At 72.3% G+C, this 25,069-nt stretch carries 21 protein-coding genes; 11 read left to right on the forward strand and 10 right to left on the reverse strand.

What is annotated here, in order from left to right; all coding sequences use genetic code 11:
* Positions 1–53: 53 nt before the first annotated feature.
* On the reverse strand, positions 54–848 hold the full coding sequence (locus DFR41_RS01730; RefSeq protein ID WP_170159302.1) for a helix-turn-helix transcriptional regulator: 795 nt from the start codon (positions 846–848) through the stop codon (positions 54–56).
* A 227-nt stretch (positions 849–1,075) separates the two neighbouring features.
* Here DFR41_RS01730 and iaaH point away from each other — a divergent pair, with 227 nt between their 5' ends.
* From iaaH to DFR41_RS01755, 5 genes are read left to right on the forward strand one after another with little or no spacing between them, the layout of a single operon-like run.
* The gene (gene iaaH / locus DFR41_RS01735) at positions 1,076–2,491 is read left to right on the forward strand and encodes an indoleacetamide hydrolase (RefSeq protein WP_114801463.1); all 1,416 of its coding nucleotides are present in this window, start codon (positions 1,076–1,078) and stop codon (positions 2,489–2,491) included.
* Between the two features lie 49 nt (positions 2,492–2,540).
* Positions 2,541–3,692: a substrate-binding domain-containing protein gene (locus tag DFR41_RS01740; protein WP_114801464.1), complete on the forward strand. Its 1,152-nt coding sequence runs from the start codon at positions 2,541–2,543 to the stop codon at positions 3,690–3,692.
* 2 nt (positions 3,693–3,694) lie between these two features.
* Positions 3,695–4,549: a branched-chain amino acid ABC transporter permease gene (locus DFR41_RS01745; RefSeq protein WP_114802147.1), complete on the forward strand. Its 855-nt coding sequence runs from the start codon at positions 3,695–3,697 to the stop codon at positions 4,547–4,549.
* Positions 4,527–6,329: a branched-chain amino acid ABC transporter ATP-binding protein/permease gene (locus DFR41_RS01750; RefSeq protein WP_114801465.1), complete on the forward strand. Its 1,803-nt coding sequence runs from the start codon at positions 4,527–4,529 to the stop codon at positions 6,327–6,329. The genes DFR41_RS01745 and DFR41_RS01750 overlap by 23 nt, the downstream gene beginning before the upstream one ends.
* A complete protein-coding gene (locus DFR41_RS01755) occupies positions 6,326–7,024 on the forward strand; it encodes an ABC transporter ATP-binding protein (protein ID WP_244917617.1) in 699 nt (232 codons plus the stop codon). Before DFR41_RS01750 ends, DFR41_RS01755 begins: the two co-directional genes overlap by 4 nt.
* A gap of 16 nt (positions 7,025–7,040) precedes the next feature.
* On the opposite strand, the gene DFR41_RS01760 is transcribed toward DFR41_RS01755, so the two are convergent.
* The 4 genes from DFR41_RS01760 to DFR41_RS01775 form a co-directional block, all read right to left on the reverse strand.
* Positions 7,041–7,847 (reverse strand): hypothetical protein, encoded by an 807-nt coding sequence (locus tag DFR41_RS01760; protein ID WP_114801466.1) that lies wholly within the window; start codon positions 7,845–7,847, stop codon positions 7,041–7,043.
* Between the two features lie 28 nt (positions 7,848–7,875).
* The gene (locus DFR41_RS01765) at positions 7,876–9,828 is read right to left on the reverse strand and encodes an ATP-binding response regulator (RefSeq protein WP_114801467.1); all 1,953 of its coding nucleotides are present in this window, start codon (positions 9,826–9,828) and stop codon (positions 7,876–7,878) included.
* A complete protein-coding gene (locus DFR41_RS01770; protein WP_114801468.1) occupies positions 9,825–10,823 on the reverse strand; it encodes an ABC transporter substrate binding protein in 999 nt (332 codons plus the stop codon). The genes DFR41_RS01765 and DFR41_RS01770 overlap by 4 nt, the downstream gene beginning before the upstream one ends.
* A gap of 120 nt (positions 10,824–10,943) precedes the next feature.
* Positions 10,944–12,998 (reverse strand): ATP-binding response regulator, encoded by a 2,055-nt coding sequence (locus DFR41_RS01775; protein WP_244917618.1) that lies wholly within the window; start codon positions 12,996–12,998, stop codon positions 10,944–10,946.
* A 177-nt stretch (positions 12,999–13,175) separates the two neighbouring features.
* Here DFR41_RS01775 and phnD point away from each other — a divergent pair, with 177 nt between their 5' ends.
* The 3 genes from phnD (at position 13,176) to DFR41_RS01790 (ending at position 15,684) form a co-directional block, all read left to right on the forward strand.
* Positions 13,176–14,204: a phosphate/phosphite/phosphonate ABC transporter substrate-binding protein gene (gene phnD, locus DFR41_RS01780; protein ID WP_114801470.1), complete on the forward strand. Its 1,029-nt coding sequence runs from the start codon at positions 13,176–13,178 to the stop codon at positions 14,202–14,204.
* Positions 14,191–15,264, forward strand: a complete 1,074-nt coding sequence (locus DFR41_RS01785; RefSeq protein WP_114801471.1) for a phosphate/phosphite/phosphonate ABC transporter substrate-binding protein — start codon at positions 14,191–14,193, stop codon at positions 15,262–15,264. Before phnD ends, DFR41_RS01785 begins: the two co-directional genes overlap by 14 nt.
* A gap of 180 nt (positions 15,265–15,444) precedes the next feature.
* Positions 15,445–15,684 (forward strand): hypothetical protein, encoded by a 240-nt coding sequence (locus DFR41_RS01790; protein ID WP_017758169.1) that lies wholly within the window; start codon positions 15,445–15,447, stop codon positions 15,682–15,684.
* A gap of 69 nt (positions 15,685–15,753) precedes the next feature.
* On the opposite strand, the gene DFR41_RS01795 is transcribed toward DFR41_RS01790, so the two are convergent.
* The 3 genes from DFR41_RS01795 to DFR41_RS01805 form a co-directional block, all read right to left on the reverse strand.
* Positions 15,754–16,683 (reverse strand): substrate binding domain-containing protein, encoded by a 930-nt coding sequence (locus tag DFR41_RS01795; protein ID WP_114801472.1) that lies wholly within the window; start codon positions 16,681–16,683, stop codon positions 15,754–15,756.
* Positions 16,684–16,705: 22 nt separating this feature from the next.
* Complete coding sequence (locus tag DFR41_RS01800; protein ID WP_114801473.1) at positions 16,706–17,902, reverse strand: CaiB/BaiF CoA transferase family protein; 1,197 nt, start codon at positions 17,900–17,902, stop codon at positions 16,706–16,708.
* Between the two features lie 215 nt (positions 17,903–18,117).
* Positions 18,118–19,311 (reverse strand): MFS transporter, encoded by a 1,194-nt coding sequence (locus DFR41_RS01805; RefSeq protein WP_114801474.1) that lies wholly within the window; start codon positions 19,309–19,311, stop codon positions 18,118–18,120.
* A gap of 89 nt (positions 19,312–19,400) precedes the next feature.
* Here DFR41_RS01805 and DFR41_RS01810 point away from each other — a divergent pair, with 89 nt between their 5' ends.
* From DFR41_RS01810 to DFR41_RS27850, 3 genes are all read left to right on the forward strand, one after another.
* Positions 19,401–19,985 carry a TetR/AcrR family transcriptional regulator gene (locus DFR41_RS01810; RefSeq protein WP_052383587.1) on the forward strand — a complete coding sequence of 195 codons (585 nt, stop codon included), beginning with the start codon at positions 19,401–19,403 and terminating at the stop codon, positions 19,983–19,985.
* Positions 19,986–20,235: 250 nt separating this feature from the next.
* The gene (locus DFR41_RS01815; protein WP_114801475.1) at positions 20,236–22,428 is read left to right on the forward strand and encodes a malate synthase G; all 2,193 of its coding nucleotides are present in this window, start codon (positions 20,236–20,238) and stop codon (positions 22,426–22,428) included.
* Between the two features lie 226 nt (positions 22,429–22,654).
* Positions 22,655–23,182: a hypothetical protein gene (locus DFR41_RS27850; RefSeq protein WP_147284304.1), complete on the forward strand. Its 528-nt coding sequence runs from the start codon at positions 22,655–22,657 to the stop codon at positions 23,180–23,182.
* A 34-nt stretch (positions 23,183–23,216) separates the two neighbouring features.
* Here DFR41_RS27850 and DFR41_RS01825 read toward each other — a convergent pair whose 3' ends face one another.
* Both DFR41_RS01825 and DFR41_RS01830 read right to left on the reverse strand, forming a co-directional pair.
* Complete coding sequence (locus DFR41_RS01825) at positions 23,217–24,029, reverse strand: ABC transporter permease (RefSeq protein WP_114801477.1); 813 nt, start codon at positions 24,027–24,029, stop codon at positions 23,217–23,219.
* 3 nt (positions 24,030–24,032) lie between these two features.
* Positions 24,033–25,007 carry an ATP-binding cassette domain-containing protein gene (locus DFR41_RS01830; protein ID WP_211322536.1) on the reverse strand — a complete coding sequence of 325 codons (975 nt, stop codon included), beginning with the start codon at positions 25,005–25,007 and terminating at the stop codon, positions 24,033–24,035.
* Between the last annotated feature and the right edge of the window lie 62 nt (positions 25,008–25,069).

A 25,069-nucleotide genomic window follows, 5' to 3' on the forward strand; every position in this document is an offset into this window, starting at 1 on the left:
CGCCTGCGGGCGGCGCCTGCCCAGGGCACGCACGCGTGCGTGCAGCGCTGGCGTCAGTGCGTCCGGACGCCGGCCGCCACCGGTGCCGCGGCCAGCTGCGAGACACGGTGGGCCAGCCGCGCCCGGCCCCGGGCGCCCAGCTTGTCGGCCGCGTTGTTGAGGTAGTAGCGCACCGTGGTCGGCTGCAGCTGCAGGCTGCGGGCGATCTCCTTGTCGGCACAGCCGCGGAACACCAGCAGCGCCACCTCCGCCTCACGCGGCGTCAGCGACTGGCGGGCCAGCACGCCCAGCAGCGCCGCGTCGTCCACCACGGCCGCCAGCGGCGCCGTGCGGACCTTGCGCAGGCGCAGCAGCGCTGCCGTGAACGACGGCTCCAGCATCCGCAGGATGGCCAGTTCGCCGTCCTCGAACTCGGGCTGGCGTTCGCTGCGGAAGGCCAGCATGTCGCCGACGAAGGTGTCGCCGTCGCAGGCGTAGAGGTTGAGCCCGCGGTGCATCTCGTAGGGCCGCAGGAAGTCGTTGTAGAACTCGGTGCGCACCAGCTGCGCCCGCGGCAGGGCATGCGCGAAGCCGCCGCAGCGCAGCGGCTGGAGCACGGGCGTGATCGGATCGCAGAACTGGAAGTGCGCCTCGTAGCGCTGCGCGTGGGCCTCGTCCAGGTTGTGCGCGAAGCTGATGGCATAGCGACGGCTGTCGGCATCGAAGTCGCGCGACACCAGCGACTGCGCCCGGAGCGCCCGCGCCAGCGCGGGGGCCAGCAGGTGCCGCAGCTCGTGCAGGTCGTCCGCGCTCGCGAGCACCCGGTAGCACTCGGACAGTGCCGCCACTTGGTCATTCGAGAGGTACATCGCTGGTGCTGGGCGTGAAAGGGGGCGGGTCGGGCGCCGGCCGATGCCGGTGGCAGCGGATGCAGCAACCGTCGTGCCAGATGCAGCCATCTTCGCCGCTGCGCGTCCCGTCAATCTCGACGGGTGCCTGGAAAGCGGCTGCTGGGTAGCCTCTCGCTGCATCAACTCCCTCGGAGCGTACGCGTGCCGGCCGTCCGGCGGCACCCCCGTGCGCCCACCCTTCGCCTATGGAAAACCCGCAACCGCTCCACCGGCTCGGCATCGCCGAACTGCAACAGGGCCTCGCGCAGAAGCACTTCAGCGCCGTCGAGCTGGCGCAGGCCCTCGCCGCCCGCACGCGGCAACTGGCCCACCTCAACGGCTACGTGGACTTCGACCCGGCTCCCTTCCTGGCCCAGGCCGCGCGGGCCGACGCCGTACTGGCCCGCGGCGACGCGCCGGCGCTCACGGGCATCCCGCTCGCGCTCAAGGACAACATCGGCACCGCCGACCTGCCCACCGGCGCCGGCACGGGCGCGCTGCACGGCCGTCGCCCGCGCACCGACGCCGAGGTGGCACGCCGCCTGCGGGCGGCGGGCGCCGTCGTGGCCGGCAAGGCCGGCATGCACGAGCTGGCCTTCGGCATCTCCAGCGACAACGCCGTCACCGGCCGCATCCGCAACCCCTGGGCGCCCGATTGCATTCCCGGCGGCAGCAGCGGCGGCAGCGCCGTGGTGGTGAGCGCCGGGCTGGTGCCCGCCGCCCTGGGCACCGACACCGGCGCCTCGGTGCGGCTGCCGGCCGCGCTGTGCGGCATCGCCGGCCTGCGGCCCACGGTGGGGCGCATTCCGGGCGCGGGCATCGCGCCCATCTCGGCCACCCGCGACACCGCCGGGCCCATGGCCCGCAGCGTGCACGACCTGGCCCTGCTCGACACCGTGATGGCGCAGGACACCACGCCGCTGGCCGACGTCCCGCTGCGCGGCCTGCGCCTGGGCCTGCCGGCGCAGCGCTTCTGGGATGCCTGCGACGCCTCGGTCACCGCCGTGATGGCCCAGGCCCGGGAGGCGCTGGAGCGTGCCGGCGTGGTGCTGGTCGAGGTGGCCCTGCCCGAGCTGGACGCACTCAATGCCGCCGTCGGCTTTCCGGTGGCGCTCTACGAATTCATGGCCCAGATGCCGGACTACCTGCGAGAAGCCGGCCACGACGTCGACCTGCCCGCGCTGCTCGCCGGCATCGGCAGCCCCGACGTGGCCGGCCTGCTGCAACCGCTGCTGAAGGAAGGCGTGCCCGAGGCCGCCTACCGCGAGGCCCTGGCGGCCCGCGAACGGCTGCAGGCGATGTACCGCGACGCCTTTGCGCAGGCGCAGGTGGAGGCGCTGGCCTTTCCCACCGCGCCGCTGACCGCGCGGCCGCTGCTGGCGGGCGGCGAGGTGGAATTCCTGGGCACGCCGCAGCCGGCCTTCCTGACCTACATCCGCAACACCGATCCGGGCAGCAATGCCGGCATTCCCGGGCTGAGCCTGCCTGCCGGCGTAGGGCCCGACGGGCTGCCCGTGGGCCTGGCGCTGGACGGCCCGACTGGCAGCGACCGCCGCCTGCTCGCCATGGGCGCCGCGATCGAGCGCGTGCTGCCCCCGCCCGCCGTGCCGCCGCTCGCCTGAGAAGGCCATCGCGCGCCACCCCGTTCCCTGGCTTCACGAGGAGGATTCCATGAACCGTCGAGACTTCATCCGCAGCGGCGCCGCCACCGGCGCCACCCTGGCCCTGGCGCCCGCGCTGGCCGAGACGCCGCTCAAGGTGGCCGTGCTCATCCCGCAGAGCGGGCCGGCCGGCCTGTTCGGCCCGTCGGCCAAGGCCTGCGCCCAGCTGGCCGCCGAGACGCTCAATGCCCGCGGCGGCATCCTGGGGCGCAAGCTGGAGCTGCTGTTCGGCGATGCCGGACTGCCGCCGGCCGAGGCCGCGCAAACCGCGCTCAAGCTCTGGAAGGGCTCGGGCGCCGCCGCCGTCGTGGGCATGCACGACAGCGCCGTGCGCGGCGCGCTGGTCGGCCTCTTCAAAGGGCAGGTGCCCTACTTCTACACACCGATCTACGAGGGCGGCGAATGCGCCCGCGCCACCTACGTCAACGGCGAGACGCCGCAGCAGCAGCTGCAGCCCGTCATTCCCTGGCTGGCGGCCGAGCGCAAGCCGACCAAGTGGTACCTGGTGGGCAACGACTACATCTGGGGCCGCAACACCAACGCCACCGCCAAGACCTACATCGCCCAGACCGGCGCGCAGGTGGTGGGCGACGAATACCTGCCCTTCACCGTGGACAACTTCGACGCCACGCTGGCCCGCATCCGCGACAGCGGCGCCGACGCGGTGCTGGTGTCGCTGGTGGGCGGCGCCTCGGTCAACTTCAACAAGGCCTTCGCCAGCTTCGGCCTGGCCGACAAGGCACTGCGACTGGGCACGCTGATCGAGGAGAACACGCTGGCCGGCATCGGCGTGGCCAATGCGCGCAACCTGTACTCCAGCTCCGGCTATTTCGCGCGCATCGACACCCCCGGCGCCAAGGCCTTCGCCCAGGCCTACGCGTCACGCTTCGGCGCGCAGGCGCCCGCGCTCAACGGGCTGGCCGAATCCACCTACGAAGGCTTCCTCATGATGGACGCCATCGTCCGCAAGGCCGGAAGCCTCGATCCCGCGAAGATGGACGCCGCCAGCGAAGGCGCCAGCTACACCGGCCCGCGCGGCGCGGTCACCATGCACAACCGCCATGTGGAGCAGGACATCTACCTGGCCGATGTGGACGCGCAGGGCTTCCGCGTGGTCAAGACCTTCCCGCGCGTGGCCTCGGGCCAGAGCTGCAAGGTGTGACGGTGGACGGCAGCCTGGTCCTGCACGGACTGAACATCGTCTACGAGCTGGCCACGCTGACGCTCACCACGCTGGGGCTGGCCATCGTCTTCGGCCTGCTGGGCGTGATGAACATGGCGCACGGCGAGTTCGTGATGCTCGGCGCCTACTGCGTGGTCACGGTGCAGGGCTGGGGCTGGCCGCTGCCCACCGCCTTTCCGCTGGCCGTGGTGGTGTGCGGCGCGCTGGGCTGGGCGGTCGAGCGCTGGCTGATCCGCCCGCTGTATGCCCGCCCCTTCGACACGTTGCTGGCCACCTGGGCGCTGGCCATGCTGATGCGCAAGACGGTGGAGGCGATCTGGGGCAAGGGCTACCAGACGCTCGACACGCCGCTGGCGCAGCCGCTGATGCTCGGCGCCACCGCCTACCCGGCCTACCGCCTGGGCCTGATCGTGCTGGTGGCCCTGCTGCTGGTCGCCATCGGCCTCTGGTGGCGCCGCAGCACCGCCGGCCTGCGCGTGCGGGCCATGACGGGCAACCCGGTGCTGGCGCAGGCGCTGGGCATCGACACGCGCCGCCTGGCCTCGCGCACCTTCGTGGTGGGCGTGGTGCTGGCCGGCGCGGCGGGTGTGCTGCTGGCGCCGCTGGTGCGCGTGGAGCCCGGCATCGGCGTGGACTACCTGCTCGACGCCTTCTTCGTGCTGGTGGTGGGCGGCCTGGGCTCGCTGGGCGGGCTGCTGGGGGGCGTCGGCGCCATCGGCGGCACGCAGGCCGTGGTCAGCAGCATTGCCGGCCAGACCAGCGGCTACGCCGTGGTGCTGGTGCTTTCGATCCTCTTCCTGTGGCTCAAACCCGATGGACTCCTTGCTCGCCGCTGACCCGGCCCGTCCCGACATCGCCCGCAGGGGGCCGGCAGCGCTCGGCCGCCTGGGCGGCTTTGCGCCCGCCGCCGTGCTGGCCGCCGGTCTCGGGGTCCTGCCGCTGGCCGGCAACGACTTCCTGGCCTACCAGGTGGCGCTGTTCCTCATCTACGGCATCGCCACCCAGGGCGTGGCCCTGTGCTGGGGCCGGCTGGGCTTCCTGCCGCTGGGCCATGCGCTGTACTTCGGCCTGGGCGCCTACCTGGCCGGCGGTGCGCTCAAGGCCGGGCTCGCGACGCCGACGGGTGCCGGGGCGCTGGCAGCGGCGCTGCTGCTGCCAGCGCTGCTGGCCTGGGTCGTGGCGCGGCTGCTGTTCGCCCGCAGCCTGCGCAGCGGGCCCTACTTCTCGCTGATCACGCTTGCCATGGCCATGTTGGGCAGCCTGGCGGCGCTGCAGTGGAGCAGCGTCACCGGCGGTTTCAACGGACTGGGCGACATCCCCGAGCTGCCGGGCCTGGACCGCTTCGGCCACCTCTACTGGCTGGTGGCGGCGGCGGCCGTGCTCTCCACCGGCCTGCTGGGGCTGTGGCTGCGGCGGCCCCTCGGCACGCTGTGGTCGGGCATCGCGCAGAGCGAGGACCGGATGCAGCTCTTCGGCTATGCCACCGACCGCATCAAGGCCAAGGCCTATGCGTTGTCGGCGCTGCTGGCGAGCGTGGCCGGTGTGCTCTTCGCGGCGCATCAGGGCATCGTCACGCCGCAGGCGATGGGCTTCGTGCTGTCCACCGAGTTCGTGATCTGGGCTGCAGTGGGCGGCAAGGCCAGCCCGCTGGGCGCCATGCTCGGCGCGGTGGCGGTGGGCTGGCTGTCGTCGGAGCTGCGCGATGCCTTCGCCTACTGGGAGGTGGCGGTCGGATTGCTGTTCATCGCCGTGGTGCGTTTTCTGCCCGAGGGACTGGCCGGCCTGGCCGCGCGCTGGACCGACCGCTGGCTCGCCCCCTCGCCCGCGCGCCCGGTGCCCGCGCCGCCATCCGCGAGCCCGGCCGGCGTGCCGGCGCTGCGCTTCGATGCGGTGCGCTGCAGCCAGTCGGGGGTGCGCATCCTCGACGGCCTCTCGCTGTCGCTGCAGGGCCCCGGCATCCGGGCCGTGATCGGACCCAACGGCGCCGGCAAGACCTCGGCCTTCAACGCCATGACCGGCCGCCTGCCGGTGCGCGGCGGCACGGTGCGGCTCGGCAAGGCCGACATCACCGGCCTGAACGCCTGGCGTGTCGCCCGGCACGGCGTGGGCCGCAAGCTGCAGATCCCGTCGGTCTTCCCGGCACTGAGCGTGGCGCAGAACCTGCAGGTCGCCCTGTGGGCCGGCCGCCTGGCGCCCCTCGCGGCGCTGGGCGCGGCGCCGCTGGGCTGGCACACGCCGCTGCTGCACCGGCTGCTGGCGCGCTTTCCCGAACTGCAGGCGCAGCAGGCCCTGCCCGCCGGCCAGCTGTCGCAAGGACAGCGCCAGGCGCTGGAACTGGTGATGACGCTGCTGCCCGAGCCCCGGCTGGTGCTGCTGGACGAGCCCTGCGCCGGCCTCTCGCCGGCCGAGACCCACCGCATGATCGACGTCATCCGCGAGGCGGTGCATGAACTGGATGCCGCGGCGCTGCTGATCGAGCACGACCTGGCCGCCGTGGCCGCCCTGGGCGGCGACGTGCTGGTGCTGCACCAGGGACGGCTGCTGGCCCACGGGCCGATGGCCGCGATCCAGGCCGACCCGGCGGTGCGCGCCGTCTATGCCGGAGCCCGCAAATGAAGAACCCACCCATCCTCCAGTTCGCCGACCTGCAGTGCGGCTACGGCGACACGGTGGTGGTGCGCGGCGTGTCCGGCTGCACTGCGCCCGGTCGCGTGCTGGGCATCCTGGGGCGCAACGGCGTCGGCAAGAGCACGCTGCTCAAGGCGCTGGCCGGCTTCCTGCCGGTGGCCGGCGGCACGCTGGCATGGGCCGGGCAGGACCTGCGCACCCTGCCCCCGCATGCGCGGCTGGCGGCCGGCATCGCCTATGCGCCGCAGGAGAACGTGGTGTTCGGCGAACTCACCGTGGAGGAGAACCTGTGGCTGCACATCGGCCGCCGCCGCGATGTCCGTTACGACGCCCTCTTCGCACGCTTCCCGCGGTTGCGCGAGCGGCTCGCGCAACGCGCCGGCGCGCTCAGCGGCGGCGAGCGCAAGCTGCTGTCCTTCGCGCGCACGATGGCCCTGGCGGCGCCGCTCACGATGCTCGACGAACCCACCGAAGGCGTGCAGCCCGAGAACATCGACCGCATGGCGCAGTGCATCCACGAGGTCACGGCCGAGGGCCGCAGCTTCATCGTGGTCGAGCAGAACCTGAGCTTCCTGGAGGCCATCGCCAGCGACGTGCTGGTGCTGGACCATGGCCGCTGCGTGCTGCAGGGCGAGATGCGTGCCCTGGGCCGCGAGGCGCTGGAGGCGCACCTGGTGGTGTGACGGACGCGCGGCGGCTTCAGTCGCCCGGCGCGGGCGGCGGGGTCGGCCCCGCACGCGCCGCCAGCGCCCGCCCCAGGTCGCCCACCTGCACCTGCTGACCCTGGTGCGAGAGGCGCGACTGCAGGTCGGCCCAGACGGTGCCGCCCAGCTGCTGCCAGCGGCGGCAGAAGGCGTAGTCCTCGCTCAGGTAGCGGCCGCCGCCGGGCTCGGCCATGACGTCGAAGAAGCGGTGGTGGGGCAGGTGCGCATTGGCATGGTCGCCGGGGTCGGGGGTGTAGCGCAGCTCGGGCATGGCCTCGGCCATGCGCTCGAAGACGCCGCGCTCGATCAGCATGAAGCCGGTGGGCGCGTCCAGCACGGGCACGAAGCCGTCGGCATCGGCCGTGACCGGCGTGTCGCCCACGTTGAGCGGATAGCGGGCATAGCGAGCGTCGAAGTCGGCCTGCCGGCTGCCCGCGGGCAGCGCCTCGGGCAGGCCCGGCAGCGGCCAGGCCGAGGTGCGGTAGGGATAGATGCCGGCCACCACGGGCCGCCCCGCCAGCAGCAGGCGCAGCGCCGCCTCGGGCTCGAAGCCGATGTCGGCATCGATCCAGAACAGGTGCGTCCAGCGCGTGTCGGCCATGAACTCGGCCACCAGCCGGTTGCGGGCGCGGGTGATCAGGCTGTCCCCGTCGAGCAGCCGCGTCTGCATGGCAAAGCCGTGCTGCCAGGCCAGGTTGGCCAGCCCGAGCAGGCTGCGCGCATACAGGCTGCCCACCTGCGCGCCATGGCAGGGCGTGGCGATGAAGGGGCGGATGCGGCTCAGCTCGCTGGGGTCGCGCATGCGGTCGGCTCCTCGTCGGATGGGGGCGTCATTTCAAGGTCGCCAGCAGTGCGCGCAACCGGGCGGGCGCGACGGGCTTGGTCAGCACGGTCGCGCCCGCGGCGCGCAGCCGCTGCAGGGCCTGCGGGCCGGTGGCGCCCGAGATGACCACCGCCAGCGCATCGGGCTGCAGCCGGCGCGCGGCGGCCAGCACGTCCAGGCCGTCCTCGCCCTCGGCCAGCTGCAGGTCGCACAGCACCAGGTCGAAGCGCTCGCCCGCCGCGCCGAGGCAGGCGACGGCGTCGCGCGCGCTGGCCAGGCACACCGCCTCGCAGCCCCACTGGGCCAGCAGCTCGGCCGTGGCGATGCGGATGTGCGCGTCGTCGTCCACCAGCAGGCAGCGCAGGCCGGCCAGGGACGGCTCAGCCGGCAGCACCGAAGCGGTGGGCAGCGGTGCGGCGTGGGGGGCCACCTGGGCCTGCGGCAGCGCCAGCGAGAAGGTGCTGCCGCAGCCCAGCGCCGAATTCAGGCCGATGCGGCTGCCCAGCAGCGTCGCCAGCCGGGCGCAGATGGCCAGCCCCAGGCCGAAGCCCTGGCGCCGGTCGCGCTCCACATTGGCCACCTGGTAGAACTCCTCGAAGATGCGCTGCTGGTGGATGGGCGCGATGCCCACGCCCCGGTCGCGCACCTCGATGCGCACCCGGTCGCCCCCGCGCCGGCGCGCCGTGACCAGCACGGTTCCGCCCGGCGGCGAATGGCGGATGGCGTTGGCCACCAGGTTGCCGATCACGCGCTGGAGCATGCCGCCGTCGCTGCGCACGGCCAGCCCGCGGGCCCGCCACGCGACGCGCACGCGGGACGCCGCCGCGTGGGCCGCGTGCTGCGCGGCCAGCGCGTCGAACAGCGGCGCCAGCGGCAGGTCGACCACCTCGGGCGTGAGCACCCGCGCATCCAGGCGCGAGATCTCGAGCAGGTCGTCCAGCAGCAGGCTCATGAAGGCCGTGCTCTCCTGCAGTCGCAGCAGGGCGGGCCGCTGCGCGTCGGCCGCGCCGGTGAGCAGGCCGTCGATGAACAGGCCCATCGCATGCAGGGGCTGGCGCAGGTCGTGGCTGGCGGCGGCCAGGAAGCGCGAGCGCGACAGCGCCGCCTGCTCGGCCTCGGTCATGCGCTCCAGCGCCACGGCAGTGGCCTCGCGCACCCGCTCATCGCTGGCCTGCTTGTGGCGCTGCAATTGCTCGGCCATGCGGTTGACGTCGTCGGCCAGGGTGGCGAATTCGTGCATGGGCCCGCCGCGACGCGGCGAGCGGCCCGCAATGGCGCAGCGGGCATCGAACTGGCCGGCCTGCAGCGCCGCCACGGTGTGCGTCAGGCGGCGCAGCGGCCGGGCGATGTCGCGCGCCATGTGCCGCACGGCCAGCCACGCACCGCCCAGCGCCAGCAGCCCGATGCCGATGCCGGTCAGCAGCGACTGGATGCGGGCCCGGCGAAGCTGCGTGGTGTCGCGCAGGGCCACCACGTTGCCGATGGCCTGATCGCCGGCCGTGGTGACGCCCGGCGGCGCGAAGGCCATGGTGCGCGAGGCCTCGCGCAGCAGCACGGGCGCGGTGAAGCTGCGCAGCCGGTCCGGGTGGGTGGCATCGGCGCCGGCGGCCACCACATGGATGCCGGCGCCATTGCTGATCTCGACCCGGCTGGCCTGGCCGCCGCGCAGCGCGGCCTGCGCCACGCTCTGCAGCGCGGCCACATCGCCGGCATAGAGGCTGAGGTCCGACATGGCGGCGACCTGCCGCGCGATGGCCCGCCCCTCGGCCGCGAACACGTCGTCCAGCATCGCGAGCCGGCTGTGGGTCAGCCAGCCGGTGAGCAGCAGCGCCACCACCGCGCAGGGCAGCAGCCCCAGCCGCACCAGGTCGCGCTGCAGGCTGCCGCGCACCACGAGCAAGCGCCTCGTGGCCACGGCAGCCGGCCGCGGCTCGCTGCCGCCCAGGGCGCCCACGTTCATCTCTGTCCGGCTAGGCGCTCTGTCAGCACCTGTTCCGCGGGCAGCGCCAAGCCCAGGCTGCGGGCCACGTTGGGATTGACCCGCGCCACCGCGGGTGAGGCGCTTTCGACGACGGGGACAGGCGTCGAGCCGCCCGCCGCGGCCAGCCGCCGGCCCATGGCCTGGGCCTGGCGCGCCAGCAGCGCCGGGGTGGAGACGGCCGCCGCCAGCGCACCGGAACGCACGATGCCCTCGTTGCTGCCGAACACGGGCACGCCCGCACTCGCCCCGGCATGCAGCACGGCGAGCGTGGCGGCCTGGCTGCTGCCGATGGCGTCGGGCAGCACCAGCAGGGCCTCGCTGCGCGGCAGCACGGCGCGCAGGGCGCCGGCCAGCGACAGCGCATCGGGCGCCTGCTCCACCTGCAGCGACCATTCGCCGCCGGCCGCAGCGCGCTGCAGTTCGCGCAGCATGGGCTCGGATTCGGCGGTGGCCACCAGCCCCAGGCGGCGGCGCCCGGGCAATACGGCGTCGATCAGGGCGAGCTGGTCGGCAAAGGAGGGCTCGCGCAGCAGCACGCCGATGCGCCGGCCCGGCATGCGCAAGGCGGGCAAGGGACGCAGGCCCTCGTAGTCCAGCCGGCTGAGCATGGCGAGCAGCAGCGGCTCGCTGCCGCCGCGGTCCAGCGCCGCGCGGGCCGCCGCGGCGCCCACGGCGACGGTCAGGCGCTCGGGCATGGCGGTGGGCCGCAGGCTGCGCGTACGCACGCCCACATTGGCGGCGGTGCGCTCGTCCTCGGCCTCGGCCGGCTCCGGCGCTGCACCCGCCGGCAGGCGCAGCAGTTCGGCCGAGGGCTGGGCCACGCGCAGTTCGCGGGCGAATTCGGCATGGCCGGGCGCGTCGTCGGCCAGCAGCACCGTCCAGCCGGCCGCCTGCGCCGACCCCAGGCTGGCGAGCAGGGCCAGGCCCAGCAGGGCGGACCGCAGGCGCTGGCGGAAGGGGGAGCAGACGGGCATGTGGGAGCGGAAGCGAGCGGCCGCCCACTGTACGAAGCGCCCGCTCCGAGGGCGATAAGGCAGAGGGACTAGGGCAGGCAGATGGCGGCACCGCAGGCGGTCGCCGCTATATCCGATGGCCTACACCGCCCGCGCAGGCAGACCGCCCGGCGCGATGCCGCGCGCCACCACCTGCGCCTGGATCGCCTGGCGCAGCAGCCGGGGCGACACCGGCTTGTAGAGCACGGCCACGCCGGCCGAGGCGACTTCGCGCAGGCGCTCGGGCTTGGTCTCGCCGGTGACCAGCAGGCAGGCGGTGTCCTCGCCGATGCCCCTGGGATGCCGGCGCAGCGCCTCCAGCACCGCCAGGCCGTTGTCGCCGGCACGCAGCAGCAGGTCGCTGACCACCACGTCGGGCGGCGCCTCCCAGGCATCGGCCAGGGCGAGGGCCTCTTCGCGGCCCTGCGCGGCCTGCACCGTGGCACCGCTGGCACCCAGCACCACCTGCAGCCCTTCCAGGATGCCGGCCTCGTCGTCGATGACCAGGATGCGCAGGCCGTCCAGCCGCACGTCGCCCGATGGCGCCGAGAGCGTGAGCGGCTGCGTGATCGTGGCCGCCGGTCGCACCACGGCATGGGCCGGCGGATGCGCCGCCCGCAGCAGCAGCCGCACCCGCGTGCCGCGGCCGGGCACCGAATGCAGCTCGGCGCGCGTGTTGAGCAGCCGCGCCAGGCGCTGCACCGTGGCCAGGCCCAGGCCCATGCCGCGGGTGCCGCGCGACTGTTGCGGATCGACCTGGTAGAACTCCTCGAAGACCCGCGACTGGTGCTCGGGCGCGATGCCGATGCCGGTGTCCCACACCTCCACCCGCACCGAGCGGCCGCGCCCCCGCGCCGCCACCAGCACGCCGCCGCCGGGCGTGTGCCGCAGCGAGTTGGAAACCAGGTTCGACAGCACGCGCGTGAGCATCACCTGGTCGCAGCGCACCCACAGGTCGGTCTTGCGCACCACCAGGCGCAGCTCCTGCTGCTCGGCCACGGGGCGGAAGTTGCGGCTGATCTCGTCGAACACCGCATCCAGTGGAAAGTCGGCCCATTGGGGCTGCAGCACGCCGGCATCCAGCTGCGACAGGTTCAGCAACTCCAGGAAGAGCCGGTCCAGCGATTCCACGCATTCGCGGATGTGGGCGATGCGCTGCAGCTTGCCGGCGTCGGTCTCGCCATTGGCCAGGCCGTCGGCGAAGAGCGTGAGCGCATGCAGCGGTTGGCGCAGGTCGTGGCTGGCGGCGGCCAGCAGCCGGGTCTTGGCCTGGCTGGCCACTTCGAGCTGGGCGTTCTTGCGGGCCAGCTCGGCCGTGGCCGTCTCGATGCGGCTTTGCAGCAGCCGGCGGCCCTCGGCGAGGGCATGGGCGGTGGCATTGAAGCCGTGCTGCAACCGGCGCACCTCGGCCGCACCCTCGATGGCGACATGGGCCTCCTCGCCCGCGCCCAGCCGGTCGACGGCGCGCGCCAGGCGGCGGATGGGCGCACTGATGCGCCGGGCAGCCCAGCCGGCCGCCAGCGCCACGCCCGCCAGGCTGGCGCCCAGGGCCAGCAGCACATTGAGCCAGACCGCCCGCCGGGCGCTGCCGACGGCGTCCAGGCTCATCTCCACCATGACCTGCCCGCCAGAACCGCGACCGTCCAGCGCAGGCACGGGCACCACGGCGCGCAGGCCGGCGCCGCGCGCACGGTCCTGCGTCTCGGCATTGGCCAGGATCTCGCCGTCGTCCGACCAGACTTGCACCTGCTGCACATGCGGCTGGGCGATGCCGGAATGGGCCAGCCGCAGCAGGGCCCGGCGGTCCAGCTGCGCCAGCGGCGCCTGCGCGGCGGTGGCCAGCTGCAGGCCCACGGTCTGGGCATTCGCCCGCACCAGCTCGGTCATGCCGTCCAGGTACTGGCGCATCAGCACGCCGATGGCGCCCAGCATGGCCAGGGTGGCCGGCAGCACGGCCAGCAGCACCATCTGCTGACCCAGCGACAGCCGCGCCAGCGAAAGGCGCGTCCCGCGCTCCTGCCGCGGCGGCGGAGGGGCGCTGGAGGCAGGGCCGGCGTGCGCCGCCGACACGGGCCGTGCCGCCGCGGCCCGGGGCGGACCGTCGACCGCTTCGGCGGCCGTGCGCATCGGCTGGGAACGGCCCGGCAGGGCGCTCATGTGAGAAACGTCACAGAAAAAACGTCGAATGTTTTCTAATTGTGAATTGTCCGCAGCCGCACCACGACTGCGCATTCGCTCTAACCCGTTCAGTCAGCCATGCCCGCGCCCACCGCCGCCGCCCGTTCCGACTGCCAGCCCCAGAGACGCCTCCGGCGCCCTTGCCTTGTCGCCGGCATGGCCCTGAGGCGGGCCGCGGAGGCGCTGGCGGCGCTGTGGATCGGCCTGGCCGCCAGCCTGTCGGCCGCGCAGCAGGTGCTTGCGCCGACTGCGCCGCCCCCGACGGCCGCGCCGGTGCGCTTCGGCATCCTGCCGCTGGGCGGCGCCTTCGAGTCGCGCAACGACTGGGAGCCGCTGCTGGCGGACATGGGCCGGGCGATCGGCCGGCCGGTGACGGTGCTGTCGGTCACCTCGTACGAGGCGCTGGACCAGGCCATCCAGCGCGGCGAGGTGGACATCGCCTTCCTCTCGGGCCGCATGGCGCTGGATGCGGTGACGCTGCGCCAGATGCGCGTGCTGGCCCAGGTGACACGCCACGACGGCCTGCCCGGCTACCGCGCGCTGCTGCTGGTGCGCGAGGGCGGGCCCCTGCCGTCGCTGGAGGCGCTGCTGGCCGAGCCGGAGCGCTGGCGCCTAGCGCGCGGCGAGCCGCGCTCGGTGTCGGGCTACATCGTGCCGCAGCTGCAGCTCTTCCTGCCCAACCGCATCGCCATGGAGCGCTTCCGCAGCGAGACCGTGGGCACCCACCAGGCCACCGCCCTGGCCGTGGCCAACGGCGATGCCGACGTGGCCACCAACAACACCGCGGATTTCGAGCGCTTCCGCCTGCAGTTCCCGGCCGAGGCGCGGCGGCTGCGGGTGATCTGGGAATCCGACCTGATCCCGCATGCGCAGATCGTCATGCGCAACAGCTATCCGCCCGCACTGCGGGGCCAGGTGCAGGCCTTCCTGGTGGCCTACGGCAAGGCGCCCGGCGCGCGCGGCGAAGCGCAGCGGGCGGTGCTCAAGTCGCTGCACGACCTGGCGGGATTCCTGCCCGCGGACAACAGCTCGCTGGTGCCGGCCGCCCGCCTGGCCTACCAGCTGGCGCGCCAGAACGCCATGACCGCGCAATGGGTGAACGAGGAAGCCCGGCAGGCACGGCTGCAGCGGCTGGACGCGGCCTTCGCCGAACAGATGGCCGCCCTGCGCGATGACGGACGCTGAACGACGCCTCTGGCTGCGGCAAGCGCTCGCCCTGACCGTCGGCACGGCGCTCGTCCCGGCGCGCGCGGCCGCCGGACCACCGGCCTCGGCGCCGGTGACCGGAGCGCGACCGGGTCGTGAACGCCCCGGCTCGCCGGCGCCCCTGGTGTTCGGCCTGCTGCCGATGGGCGACGCGGTCGAGAGCCGCCGCCGCTGGGAGCCGCTACTGCTGGCCATCGCCTCGGCCCTGCGGCGACCGGTGACGGTGTTCAGCGCCTTCCAGTACGACACGCTGGACCGCGCCCTGCAGCACGGCCGCGTCGACTTCGCGCTGCTGTCCGGCAAGATGGCGCTGGACGCCGTGACGAACGGCCCGATGCAGGTGCTGGCGCAGGTGCGCCGACGGCGCGACCCGCGGCAGGTGGAGCACCGGGCGCTGCTGCTGGGGCGCCTGAACGGCGGCCCGGCCTCGCTGGACGCCGTGCTGCAGAACCCCGAACGCTGGCACATCGCGCGCGGCGACCGGCGCTCGGTGTCGGGCTTCATCGTGCCGCAGTCGGAGCTCTTCCTGCCGCACGGCGTCGACATCGAGACCAGCTTCAAGGCCGAGACGGTGGGCAACCACCAGGACAACGCCCTGGCCGTGGCCAATGGCGATGCCGACGTGGCCACCACCAACAGCACCGATTTCGAGCGCTTCCAGGCCCTGTTTCCGGTCGAGGCCGCGCGGCTGCAGGTGCTGTGGACATCCTTGCCCACACCGCCCGCGCAGATCGTGGTTCGCCGCGACCTGCCGGCCGAGCAGCAGGCCGGACTGCGCAACGTGCTGCTGGACTACGGCCGTGCGCCCGGCGCCGACGCCGAGCGCGCGGTGCTGCGCTCGCTCCAGGCCGATCTGGGCTACGAACCGGCCGACGACAGCGCCCTGCTCGAAGCCGCACGCATGCAGCGCGACCTGGCGCTGCGGCACGCCCGTCTGGCGCAGTGGGTGAGCGAGGATGCGCGGGTGAACCGCATCGCCAAGGTGGAACGCGAGTACCAGGCGCAGGTCCGGCGGCTGGGCAACACCGCGCGAGACTGAGCGGCCCCTCCGCTGCGGCGCGGGCGGCCTGCGGATGCGGATGCGGATGCGGATGCGGAGCAAAGCCTGCCCGCGCCTACAGGGGCCGGCCAGGGCGTCCTACCGCGGTGCCGAGCATCAGCGGCACGATGGCTGCCAAAGCGGCGTGATCGCGTCCGCGGAAGCAAAGAGGCAGCCCCCATGAGCAACGCTCCCACCGAAAAGCCCGACCCGGCCGGCGAGGGCCAGACCCGCACTAAGCAGAGCCATGGCCACGCGCCGCGGATGCCGCATGAGCGCGACCAGTCGGCCGACAGCCAGGAAGCCCGCGACGGTCAGCCCACCGAGCGCGGCAAGCGCGCCTTGAACGACCTGGAAAGCGGCCGCAAGGACACCGACCGCGGGCAAGTGGCGCACGACACGTACCAGAAGCAGAAATAGCGAGGCTTCGAAGCTCGCCCAGGGCTTGCTCCCCCTCTCCGGCAGGAAGGAGGGAGCGCCCACCGTCCCTCAGGCCGCACGCCCCCAGTAATCGGCACGCCCGTACTGCGCCTTGAGAAAGTCCAGCCACAGCCGCACACGCAGCGGCAGGTGACGACGCTCGGGAAACACGGCATAGATGCCGTTGGGCGGCGCGGCGAAGTCGTCCAGCACCGGGGCCAGCAGACCCGCATCGATCTCGGCCTCCACCTCCCAGGTGCTGCGCCAGGCGATGCCCAGGCCCGCCAGGCACCAGTCGTGCAGCACCTGCCCGTCGGTGCAGTCCAGCGGGCCCGAGGGCTTCAAGTGCACCACCTCCACGCCGTCGCCATCCTGCCGCGGCACCTGGAAGGCCCAGCCCCGCGTCTGCGAGGCGTCGCTGCTCAGCGTGAGGCAGTCGAAGCGGGCCAGATCCGACGGGTGGCGCGGCACGCCGTGGCGACGCAGGTACTCGGGCGTGGCCACGCATCGGCGGCGGTTGTCGCCCAGGCGCATGCTCACCAGGGAGGAATCCGGCAGGTCGCCCACGCGCACCGCGCAGTCGAAATGCTCGCCGGCCAGGTCGATGACGCGGTCGCTGAGGTTGAGCGACACGGTCACCTCGGGATGCAGCTCGCGGAAGCGCGGCACCAGCGGCGCGACGTGGCGGCGGCCGAAGCCCGCCGGCGCCGTCACCCGCAGATGGCCGCTGGCCTTGACGCCGCCCGCGCTCACGCTGGCCTCGGCATTGGCCACTTCGGCCAGCAGGCGCTGGCAATCTTCCAGAAAGGCGCTGCCCTCGTGCGTGAGCGTGAGGCGGCGCGTAGTGCGCAAGAGCAGCTTGACGCCCAGGCGCTCCTCCAGCGCATCGAGCCGCCGGCCGATGATGGCGGCGGCCACGCCCTCGGCCTTGGCTGCGGCCGTGAGGCTGCCGCGCGTGGCGACGGCCACGAAGGTCTCCATCTGCTTGAGGCGGTCCATGGCGGCCCCCGGGCGCTGGGTCTTAGTTGGCGGCAGCAGCGCCTGCGGCCAGCATGGCCTCGATCTGCGCCTCGGCATAGCCGGCGGCGCGCAGCAGCTCCCGGGTGTGCTCGCCGATGGCGGGCGGCTGCAGGCGCAGCGGCGGGCGCACGCCGTCGATCGTCAACGGCAGCAGGGGCACCTGGGCCATGTGGCCGTCGTTCATGCGCACGGGCGCCAGGCCGCCGCTGGCCAGCAGGTGCGGGTCTTCGAAGAGTTCGTGCGGCCGGGCGATGGGCGCGAAGGGCAGCGCGTGCTGCTCGAACAGCGCGGCCAGCTCGGCGGCGCTGCGGCCGGCCAGGCGCTCGCGCAGGATCGGCATCATCCAGCTGCGGGCGCGCACGCGGTCGTTGTTGGTGACCAAGCGCGGGTCGGCCAGCAGGTCGTCGAGCCCGCAGGCGCGGCAGAAGACGGGCCACTGCTTGTCGCTCACCACGGCCAGGAAGATCTGCTGGCCGTCCTTCACCGTGAAGACGTCGTAGATGCCCCAGGAGGAGATGCGTGCGGGCATCGGGTCGGCCGCGACGCCCGTGGCCGCGAACTGCAGCATGTGCTGGGCGACCAGGAAGATGTTGTTCTCGAACAGGGCCGACTGCACCTCGCCGCCCTCGCCCGTCTGCTCGCGCCGGCGCAGTGCGGCCATCGCGCCGATGGCGCCGAACAGGCCGCCCATGATGTCGTTGACGCTGCTGCCCGCGCGCAGCGGATCGCCGGGCCGGCCGGTCATGTAGGCCAGGCCGCCCATCATCTGCACCGTCTCGTCCAGGGCGGTGCGGTTCTCGTAGGGACCGGGCAGGAAGCCCTTGTGGCTCACGTAGATGAGGCGCGGGTTGTCGCGGCGCAGCGTGTCGTAGTCCAGGCCCAGCTTCTTCATGGTGCCGGGGCGGAAGTTCTCGCTCACGATGTCGGCCGTGGCGACGAGGCGCCGTGCGGCCTCCAGGCCCTCGGGCGTCTTCAGGTCCAGCGCCACGCTCTTCTTGTTGCGGTTGAAGGCCGGGTAGAAGCCGGCACCGGCGCCGAGCAACCGGCGGGTGTCGTCGCCGGCCACCGGCTCCACCTTGATGACTTCGGCGCCCAGGTCGCCCAGCAGCAGGCCGCAGGTGGGGCCCATGACCATGTGGGTGAACTCGACGACGCGGATGCCCGCGTAGGGCAGCGGTGGGGTGGCGACGTTGGTCATGCGCGCCTTCCTGGCGCCGCCCCGAGGCGCAGGGAACCGAAAGAGGCGGCCTTGAGGCCATGCTCGCCATCGCGCGGGCCGACGAGGCGGATCAGCAGCGCCTGGGCTGGGGACATGCGCGCTCCAAAAAAGTCCGTGATCTTATCGGCGCGGCTGCTTGCGTGGACCTGAATGGGCAGGCCGGAGCCGGCCGCATGGCGGGGGCGCGCCCCGCGTCAGGCCCGCTCGCGCGCGCCCACCCATGCCAGGAGTGCCAGCGCCACCAGCACGAGGCCGTAGCCCAGGGTGGTCGCCTGCAGGCCGAACCCGCCCACCGCCAGGCCTGCCAGGATCGCCGGCACGCTGAAGGCCAGGTAGCTCAGCACGAAGAAGCTGGACATGAGGCCGGCGCGCTGATGGGGTGTCGCCGCTGGAACCAGGCTGCGTACGGCCGCATTGAAGCTCGCCCCGAAGCCCATGCCCGCGACCACCGTGCCGCCGAAGAAGAGCACGGCCTGCTGCGCGTGCACCCCAAGCAGGGTGATCGCGAGGCCCACAGCCAGCAGCGCCGCGCTGGCACGCAGCACGCGCCGCGCCGGGCGCTGGCGGACCACGTACATCGCGGCAGCGCCCATCAGCACCAGCGTGGCGATGAGCAGCCCACCGGCCAGCGGCGTGGCCCGGCCGGTCACGAGCCGCGCCAAGGTCGGCCCCAGCGAGAGATAGAAGCCGCCCAGCGCCCACCCCGCCGTGTTGAGCGGCATGAGCCGCAGGACCAGTGCGCGGGCAGCCGGCGGCACATGCGCGCGCGGCACCATCGAGGCCCAGGCACCCGGCCTCGGCGTCACGGTCTCGGGCAGGCGCAATGCCAGGATCGCCTGGAGCACCAGCGCGACAAGAAGCACCTCGTAGACCAGGTGCATGGGCTGTGGCGCGAACTGGACCAGCGCACTGGCGCCCAGCGCGCCCACCGCCATGCCGATCATGGGCGAGAGGCTGTTGAACAGGGCACCGCGCGCCGGATTCAGGTCGAGCAGCGTCGCGCTCAGCACGCTCGTGGCCATGCCGGTGGCAATGCCCTGCAGCACCCGGGCGGCGATCAGCCAGCCCACCGAATCGGCCCGCCAGAACAGCACGATGGCACCGATCTCCAACACCAGCCCGGCCAGGATCACCGCGCGTCGGCCCAGGTGGTCGGACAACGCACCAAAGACCAGCAGCGCCCCCAGCAGCGCGAAGGCGTAGCTGGAGAAGACGACGGTGAGCAGCAGTGCCGAAAAGCCCCAGGCTTCCCGGTACATCGCATACAAGGGCGAGGGCGCGCTCGACGCTGCCAGGAAGGTGATCACCAGCGCCACGACCAGCGCGAAGGCGGCACGCGGCGCCATACGCGCCGGGACGGCTGGTGCCCCGCAAGCAGGTACAGACATCGACAGCTCCTTTAACGCAAAAATTTTGCGTTTGTGATTGTGCACTTGCCCGCTCGCTAACGCAAATTCTTTGCTTTAACATCCAGACCATGGCTTCACCGACGTTTGGCAACCGCACTGCGCCACGCCCCGGCGGCCGCAGCGCGCGAGTGCAGGAGGCGGTGCACCGTGCCACGCGCGAGCTGACCGCGGAGCACGGCCGTGAGGCCCTCACCGTGCCGATGGTGGCCGCGCGCGCAGGCGTCACGCCATCGACCATCTATCGCCGGTGGGGCGATCTGGCCGAACTGCTGGCCGACGTGTCGGTCGAGCGCATGCGGCCCGATGGCGAACCGGCCGACACCGGCTCGCTGCGGGGCGACCTGCTCGCCTGGGCCGAGCAGTACAACGAGGAGATGTCCTCCGAGCTGGGCCGCGCAATGCTGCGGGACGTGCTCTCGGCGCAGTCGCCGGATGCCCGCCCCTCGTGTCGCTGCGCGGACTTCATCGCCCTGCAGATCGGCGTGCTGCTCGGCCGTGCGCAGGCACGCGGCGTGACGACACCGCCGGTCGGCCGCGTGATGGACACGCTGGTGGCGCCGCTGCTCTTTCGCCTGCTGTTCACAGCTGGTCCTGTCACCCTCGACGAGATCGCCGGCTGGGTCGATGCCAGCCTGACGACCGCGTCGCCCTGAAGGTTGCGCTGCCGCGCCCCACCCGCGTGGCGCCGCGGCAGATTCGTGTGAAACCGCACGGCCCGCCGTAGGGCTGCGCGCTTAATTACAACCATTTTTGTCACGAATCAACGCCTCATCCGGCGATTAATCTGCGGCCCCGTCTCTAATACAGTGGAGCTCCAGCGTCGGCCGCATGCGTGCGCGTTGACGCCGACCGCCCGCCCTCCGTGCAACCCTTTCGCGGCCCCGCCGCACCCCGAGAACACGCATGACCGAACGCACCACCGTCCACCGACTGCAAGTCGCCACCGAACTGCACCGCTTCATCGAGTCGCAGGTGCTGCCCGCCGCCGGCCTCGACGCCGCCGCCTTCTGGCAGGGCTTCGACGCCATCGTGGCCGATCTGGCGCCCAAGAACGCCGCCCTGCTGGCCGAGCGCGACCGCCTCCAGAGCGAGATGGACGCCTGGCACAAGGCCCACCCCGGCCCCATCGCCGACATGCCCGCCTACCGCGCCCACCTGGAGAAGATCGGCTACCTGCTGCCCCAGCCCAAGGGCGTGAAGGCCACCACCGCCAACGTCGATGCCGAACTGGCCCTGCAGGCCGGTCCGCAACTGGTGGTGCCCATCCTGAACGCGCGCTACGCGCTCAACGCCGCCAATGCGCGCTGGGGCTCGCTGTACGACGCGCTGTATGGCACCGATGCCATCTCCGAGGAAGACGGCGCCGAAAAGGGCAAGGGCTACAACCCGGTGCGCGGCGCCAAGGTCATCGCCTTCGCCCGCGAGGTGCTCGATCAGGCCGCACCGCTGGTCAACGGCTCGCACAAGGACGCCACCGGCTACAGCGTGAAGGACGGCCAGCTGGTCATCGCCCTGCACAGCAGCAGCACGCACCTGAAGGACCCGTCGGCCTTCGTCGGCTACCAGGGCGACGCGGCCAGCCCCTCGTCGGTGCTGCTCAAGCACAACGGCATCCATCTCGACATCCAGATCGACCGCAGCACGCCCATCGGCAAGACCGATGCGGCCGGCGTGGCCGACGTGGTGCTGGAATCGGCCCTGTCCACCATCCTCGACCTGGAAGACTCCGTGGCCGTGGTCGATGCCGAGGACAAGGTGCTGGCGTACGGCAACTGGCTCGGCATCCAGCAGGGCACGCTGACCGAGGAAGTGGCCAAGGGCGGCAAGACCTTCGTGCGCCGCCTGAACGCCGACCGCGTCTACACCGCGCCCGACGGCCAAGGCCAGGTCACGCTGCATGGCCGCTCGCTCATGTTCGTGCGCAACGTGGGCCACCTGATGACCAACCCGGCCATCCTGTGGGGTGAAGGCAAGGAGATTCCCGAAGGCGTCATGGACGCGGTCGTCACCACCGCCATCGCCATGGTCGATCTGCAGGGCAAGGGCCAGAACGGCATCCGCAACTCGCGCACCGGCAGCATCTACATCGTCAAGCCCAAGATGCACGGCCCGGCCGAAGTGGCCTTCGCCAACGAACTGTTCGGCCGCGTCGAGCAACTGCTGGGCCTGGCGGCCAACACCGTCAAGCTGGGCATCATGGACGAGGAGCGCCGCACCAGCGTCAACCTGCAGGCCTGCATCGCCGCCGCACCGGCGCGCGTGGCCTTCATCAACACCGGCTTCCTGGACCGCACCGGCGACGAGATGCACACCGCCATGCAGGGCGGCCCGATGCTGCGCAAGGGCGACATCAAGGGCACGAAGTGGATCGCCGCCTACGAGCGCAACAACGTGCTCACCGGCCTGAACTGCGGCCTGCGCGGCAAGGCGCAGATCGGCAAGGGCATGTGGGCCATGCCCGACCTGATGGCGGACATGCTCAAGCAGAAGATCGGCCACCCGAAGGCCGGCGCCAACACCGCATGGGTGCCCTCGCCCACCGCCGCCACGCTGCATGCGCTGCACTACCACCAGGTCAGCGTGGCCGATGTGCAGAAGGAGCTGGAGAAGATCGACGCCGAGGCCGAGCGCGACGCGATCCTGAACGACCTGCTGCAGGTGCCGATCACCGCCACGCCCAACTGGAGCGACGCCGAGAAGCAGCAGGAGCTGGACAACAACGTGCAGGGCATCCTGGGCTACGTGGTGCGCTGGATCGACCAGGGCGTAGGCTGCTCCAAGGTGCCCGACATCCACGACGTGGGCCTGATGGAAGACCGTGCCACGCTGCGCATCAGCAGCCAGCACATCGCCAACTGGCTGCTGCACGGCGTGGTCACCAGGGAGCAGGTCGATGCCACCTTCGAGCGCATGGCCGCGGTGGTGGACCAGCAGAACGCCGGCGACCCGCTCTACAAGCCCATGGCCGGGCACTTCGACACCTCCTTCGCCTACAAGGCGGCGCAGGACCTGGTGTTCAAGGGCGTGGAGCAGCCGAGCGGCTACACCGAGCCGCTGCTGCATGCGTGGCGACTGAAGGTGAAGGCGGCGGGCTGATCCACACCCGGCATCACGCCTTGTGCTGACAGCGCCCACGGGGCGCTGTTTTTTTTCGTGCGTCGATGGGGGGCCCTGCTCCTACACGGGGGTGGGCCCGTACCCACCCGGCAAGGGAGTGGCGCGCCTAGCGTGAAGACTGTTCCGAAGCCAAGACCAGCATGTCGCCGGGCGGCTTGGGAACGGGCATCGGCCATCCGGTGCGCCACATCCAAGGAGACCCTTCATGCAAGACACACGCACCCCGTTCCGCCCCCTTCGCCCCATGCTGATCGCCGCCGCGCTGTGCGGCGCCGGCCTCGCGTTCGCGCAGAGCTCCTCGTCGGGCACCATGGGCGGCAGCAGCGGCAGCGGCGCGTCGGGCGGCAGCTCGATGCAGCAATCCGGCAGCGGCTCGGGCAGCAGCAGCACGAACAAGCGTTCGGACAAGCGGGACGACGAGCGCCGGCAGGGCACGAGCGGCAGTGGCGCGTCCGGCGCCCATTCGGGGACCACCGGTGGCGCGGGCAACAGCAGTGGAGAGCTGGGCCATCGCGGTGGCAAGGGGCCGACGGGCACCGGCACGGGCGGCCCTGGCGGTCGGGGTGCCGGATCGGGTGCAGGCAGCACGGGCTCCGGTTCCGGAACGAGCGGCAGCGGCTCGATGGGCGGCTCCGGCACGTCCGGTTCGGGCAGCATGGGCTCGGGCTCCAGTTCGGGTACGGGCTCCGGCTCGGGTGGCAGCAGTGGCTCATCCGGCGGCAGCAGCCGCTGATGGAGTAGGGCGGGGGCGGTTGCTGCCCCGCGCTTCACTGGCAAAAGCGCCGCCGCGTCAACCCCAGCGCCAGCCAGAAGGCCGCGATGCCATAGGCCGCCAGCACGCCCAGGTGCAGCAGCGGCTGCGCCGGCCACTGGTCCATGAAGAGCGGCCGCACCAGCGCCACCACATTGGCCAGCGGCAACCAGGCCGCCACCGCCCGCACCACCTCGGGCAGCTGCTCCAGCGGAAAGAACACGCCCGACAGGAACATCATGGGCGTCATGAACAGCGTGAAGTAGTAGGTGAAGAAGTCGTAGCCCTTGGCCAGCGCATTGAAGATCAGCGCGATGGACGAGAAGACGATGCCCGCTCCCGCCAGGATCACCCAGGCCACCAGCAGCTTGGGGCTGTGGCTGATGCCCAGGCCCAGCATCACCAGCAGGATGGCTGTCACCGTGAACAGCGACTTGAAGCCCGCCCACAGCATCTCGGCGAAGACCACATCGTCCAGCCCCACCGGTGCATTCATGATCCCGTCCCAGGTCTTCTGCACATGCATGCGCGAGAAGGCCGAATAGAGTGCCTCGAAGCTGGCCGCGTTCATCGCACTCATGCAGATGGAGCCGCTGGCGAGGAACAGGATGTAGGGCACCGCCGTGCCGCCCACCTTCACCTCCCCCACCAGCGCACCCATGCCGTAGCCGAAGGCCACCAGCCAGATCAGCGGCTCGGCGATGTTGCCGATCAGGCTGGGTACGGCCAGCTTGCGCCACACCAGCAGGTTGCGCAGGAAGACCGGCCACCAGCGGCGCGTGACGGCCGGCGGCGACCAGACGGAAGGCAGGTTCGTGTTGTCGTTCATGGGTTAACCACCTTCGCGGATCTGGCGCCCGGTGAGCTTGAGGAACAGGTCCTCCAGGTTCGCCGGCCGGTGGAAGGTGCGCAGGCCCTCGTGCGCGCCCAGCGCGTCCAGCAGCGGGCGGGCATCGCGGGTGTAGAAGAACACCGTCTCGCCACTCAGCTCGGTGCGCTGCGCCAGTGCACGCAACGCGGGCGACTCGGCCAGCGCCTGGGCGGAGCCGGCGCTGCCCTGCCCGTAGACCTCGACCACATGCGGCTCCAGGTGCTCGGCGATCAGTTCGCGCGGGCGGCCCTCGGCGATCTTGCGGCCATGGTCCACCACCAGCAGGCGGTGGCACAGGCGCTCGGCCTCGTCCATGAAGTGCGTGGTCAGCAGGATGGACTTGCCCTGCTGCAGCAGGGTCTGCAGCCGCTCCCACATCAGGTGGCGGGCCTGCGGATCGAGGCCGGTGGTGGGCTCGTCCAGGATCAGCAGCTTCGGGTCATTGACCAGCGCCCGCGCCAGCGACAGCCGCCGGCGCATGCCGCCCGACAGTTCGCCCGGCTTGGCATCGGCCTTGTGCGACAGGGCCGCGAAGTCCAGCAGCGATGGCACCTTGGCGGCGAAGTCACGGCGCGAGTAACCGAAGTAGCGCGCATAGACCACCAGGTTCTCGGCGCAGCTGAAGTCCGGGTCCAGCGAGTCGTACTGCGCCACCACGCCCAGTTGCGCCTTGATGGCGCGCGCATCGCGCGGCATGTGCAGGCCGCCCAGCGCCGCGATCTCGCCGCCGTCGGGTGCGGTGAGTCCGAGGCACATGCGGATGGTGGTGGTCTTGCCGGCGCCGTTGGGCCCGATCACGCCCAGGCATTCGCCCGGCGCAATCTCGAAGCTCAGGTCGTCGACGACGGTGGCCTCGCCATAGCGCTTGCGCAGGTGGCGGGCCTGCAGCAGCGGCGCGGTCGAGGCGGCGGTGGAAGGGGTCGGATCGGCAGGCACGCGGCATTGTGGCAAAGGCCCATGACGTCATCGCGCACACGGCGCCTTGGCCGACATGCCCG

The organism is Pseudacidovorax intermedius (assembly GCF_003350475.1).
Classification (GTDB): domain Bacteria; phylum Pseudomonadota; class Gammaproteobacteria; order Burkholderiales; family Burkholderiaceae_C; genus Xenophilus; species Xenophilus intermedius.

What these genes read in the sequence shown, in the direction of transcription:
- DFR41_RS01730 (WP_170159302.1), bottom strand. Translation starts at nt 848, where the DNA reads ATGTACCTCTCGAATGACCAAGTGGCGGCACTGTCCGAGTGCTACCGG.
- iaaH (WP_114801463.1), top strand. Translation starts at nt 1,076, where the DNA reads ATGGAAAACCCGCAACCGCTCCACCGGCTCGGCATCGCCGAACTGCAA.
- DFR41_RS01740 (WP_114801464.1), top strand. Translation starts at nt 2,541, where the DNA reads ATGAACCGTCGAGACTTCATCCGCAGCGGCGCCGCCACCGGCGCCACC.
- DFR41_RS01750 (WP_114801465.1), top strand. Translation starts at nt 4,527, where the DNA reads ATGGACTCCTTGCTCGCCGCTGACCCGGCCCGTCCCGACATCGCCCGC.
- DFR41_RS01755 (WP_244917617.1), top strand. Translation starts at nt 6,326, where the DNA reads ATGAAGAACCCACCCATCCTCCAGTTCGCCGACCTGCAGTGCGGCTAC.
- DFR41_RS01760 (WP_114801466.1), bottom strand. Translation starts at nt 7,847, where the DNA reads ATGCGCGACCCCAGCGAGCTGAGCCGCATCCGCCCCTTCATCGCCACG.
- DFR41_RS01765 (WP_114801467.1), bottom strand. Translation starts at nt 9,828, where the DNA reads ATGAACGTGGGCGCCCTGGGCGGCAGCGAGCCGCGGCCGGCTGCCGTG.
- DFR41_RS01770 (WP_114801468.1), bottom strand. Translation starts at nt 10,823, where the DNA reads ATGCCCGTCTGCTCCCCCTTCCGCCAGCGCCTGCGGTCCGCCCTGCTG.
- DFR41_RS01775 (WP_244917618.1), bottom strand. Translation starts at nt 12,998, where the DNA reads ATGAGCGCCCTGCCGGGCCGTTCCCAGCCGATGCGCACGGCCGCCGAA.
- phnD (WP_114801470.1), top strand. Translation starts at nt 13,176, where the DNA reads ATGGCCCTGAGGCGGGCCGCGGAGGCGCTGGCGGCGCTGTGGATCGGC.
- DFR41_RS01785 (WP_114801471.1), top strand. Translation starts at nt 14,191, where the DNA reads ATGACGGACGCTGAACGACGCCTCTGGCTGCGGCAAGCGCTCGCCCTG.
- DFR41_RS01790 (WP_017758169.1), top strand. Translation starts at nt 15,445, where the DNA reads ATGAGCAACGCTCCCACCGAAAAGCCCGACCCGGCCGGCGAGGGCCAG.
- DFR41_RS01795 (WP_114801472.1), bottom strand. Translation starts at nt 16,683, where the DNA reads ATGGACCGCCTCAAGCAGATGGAGACCTTCGTGGCCGTCGCCACGCGC.
- DFR41_RS01800 (WP_114801473.1), bottom strand. Translation starts at nt 17,902, where the DNA reads ATGACCAACGTCGCCACCCCACCGCTGCCCTACGCGGGCATCCGCGTC.
- DFR41_RS01805 (WP_114801474.1), bottom strand. Translation starts at nt 19,311, where the DNA reads ATGTCTGTACCTGCTTGCGGGGCACCAGCCGTCCCGGCGCGTATGGCG.
- DFR41_RS01810 (WP_052383587.1), top strand. Translation starts at nt 19,401, where the DNA reads ATGGCTTCACCGACGTTTGGCAACCGCACTGCGCCACGCCCCGGCGGC.
- DFR41_RS01815 (WP_114801475.1), top strand. Translation starts at nt 20,236, where the DNA reads ATGACCGAACGCACCACCGTCCACCGACTGCAAGTCGCCACCGAACTG.
- DFR41_RS27850 (WP_147284304.1), top strand. Translation starts at nt 22,655, where the DNA reads ATGCAAGACACACGCACCCCGTTCCGCCCCCTTCGCCCCATGCTGATC.
- DFR41_RS01825 (WP_114801477.1), bottom strand. Translation starts at nt 24,029, where the DNA reads ATGAACGACAACACGAACCTGCCTTCCGTCTGGTCGCCGCCGGCCGTC.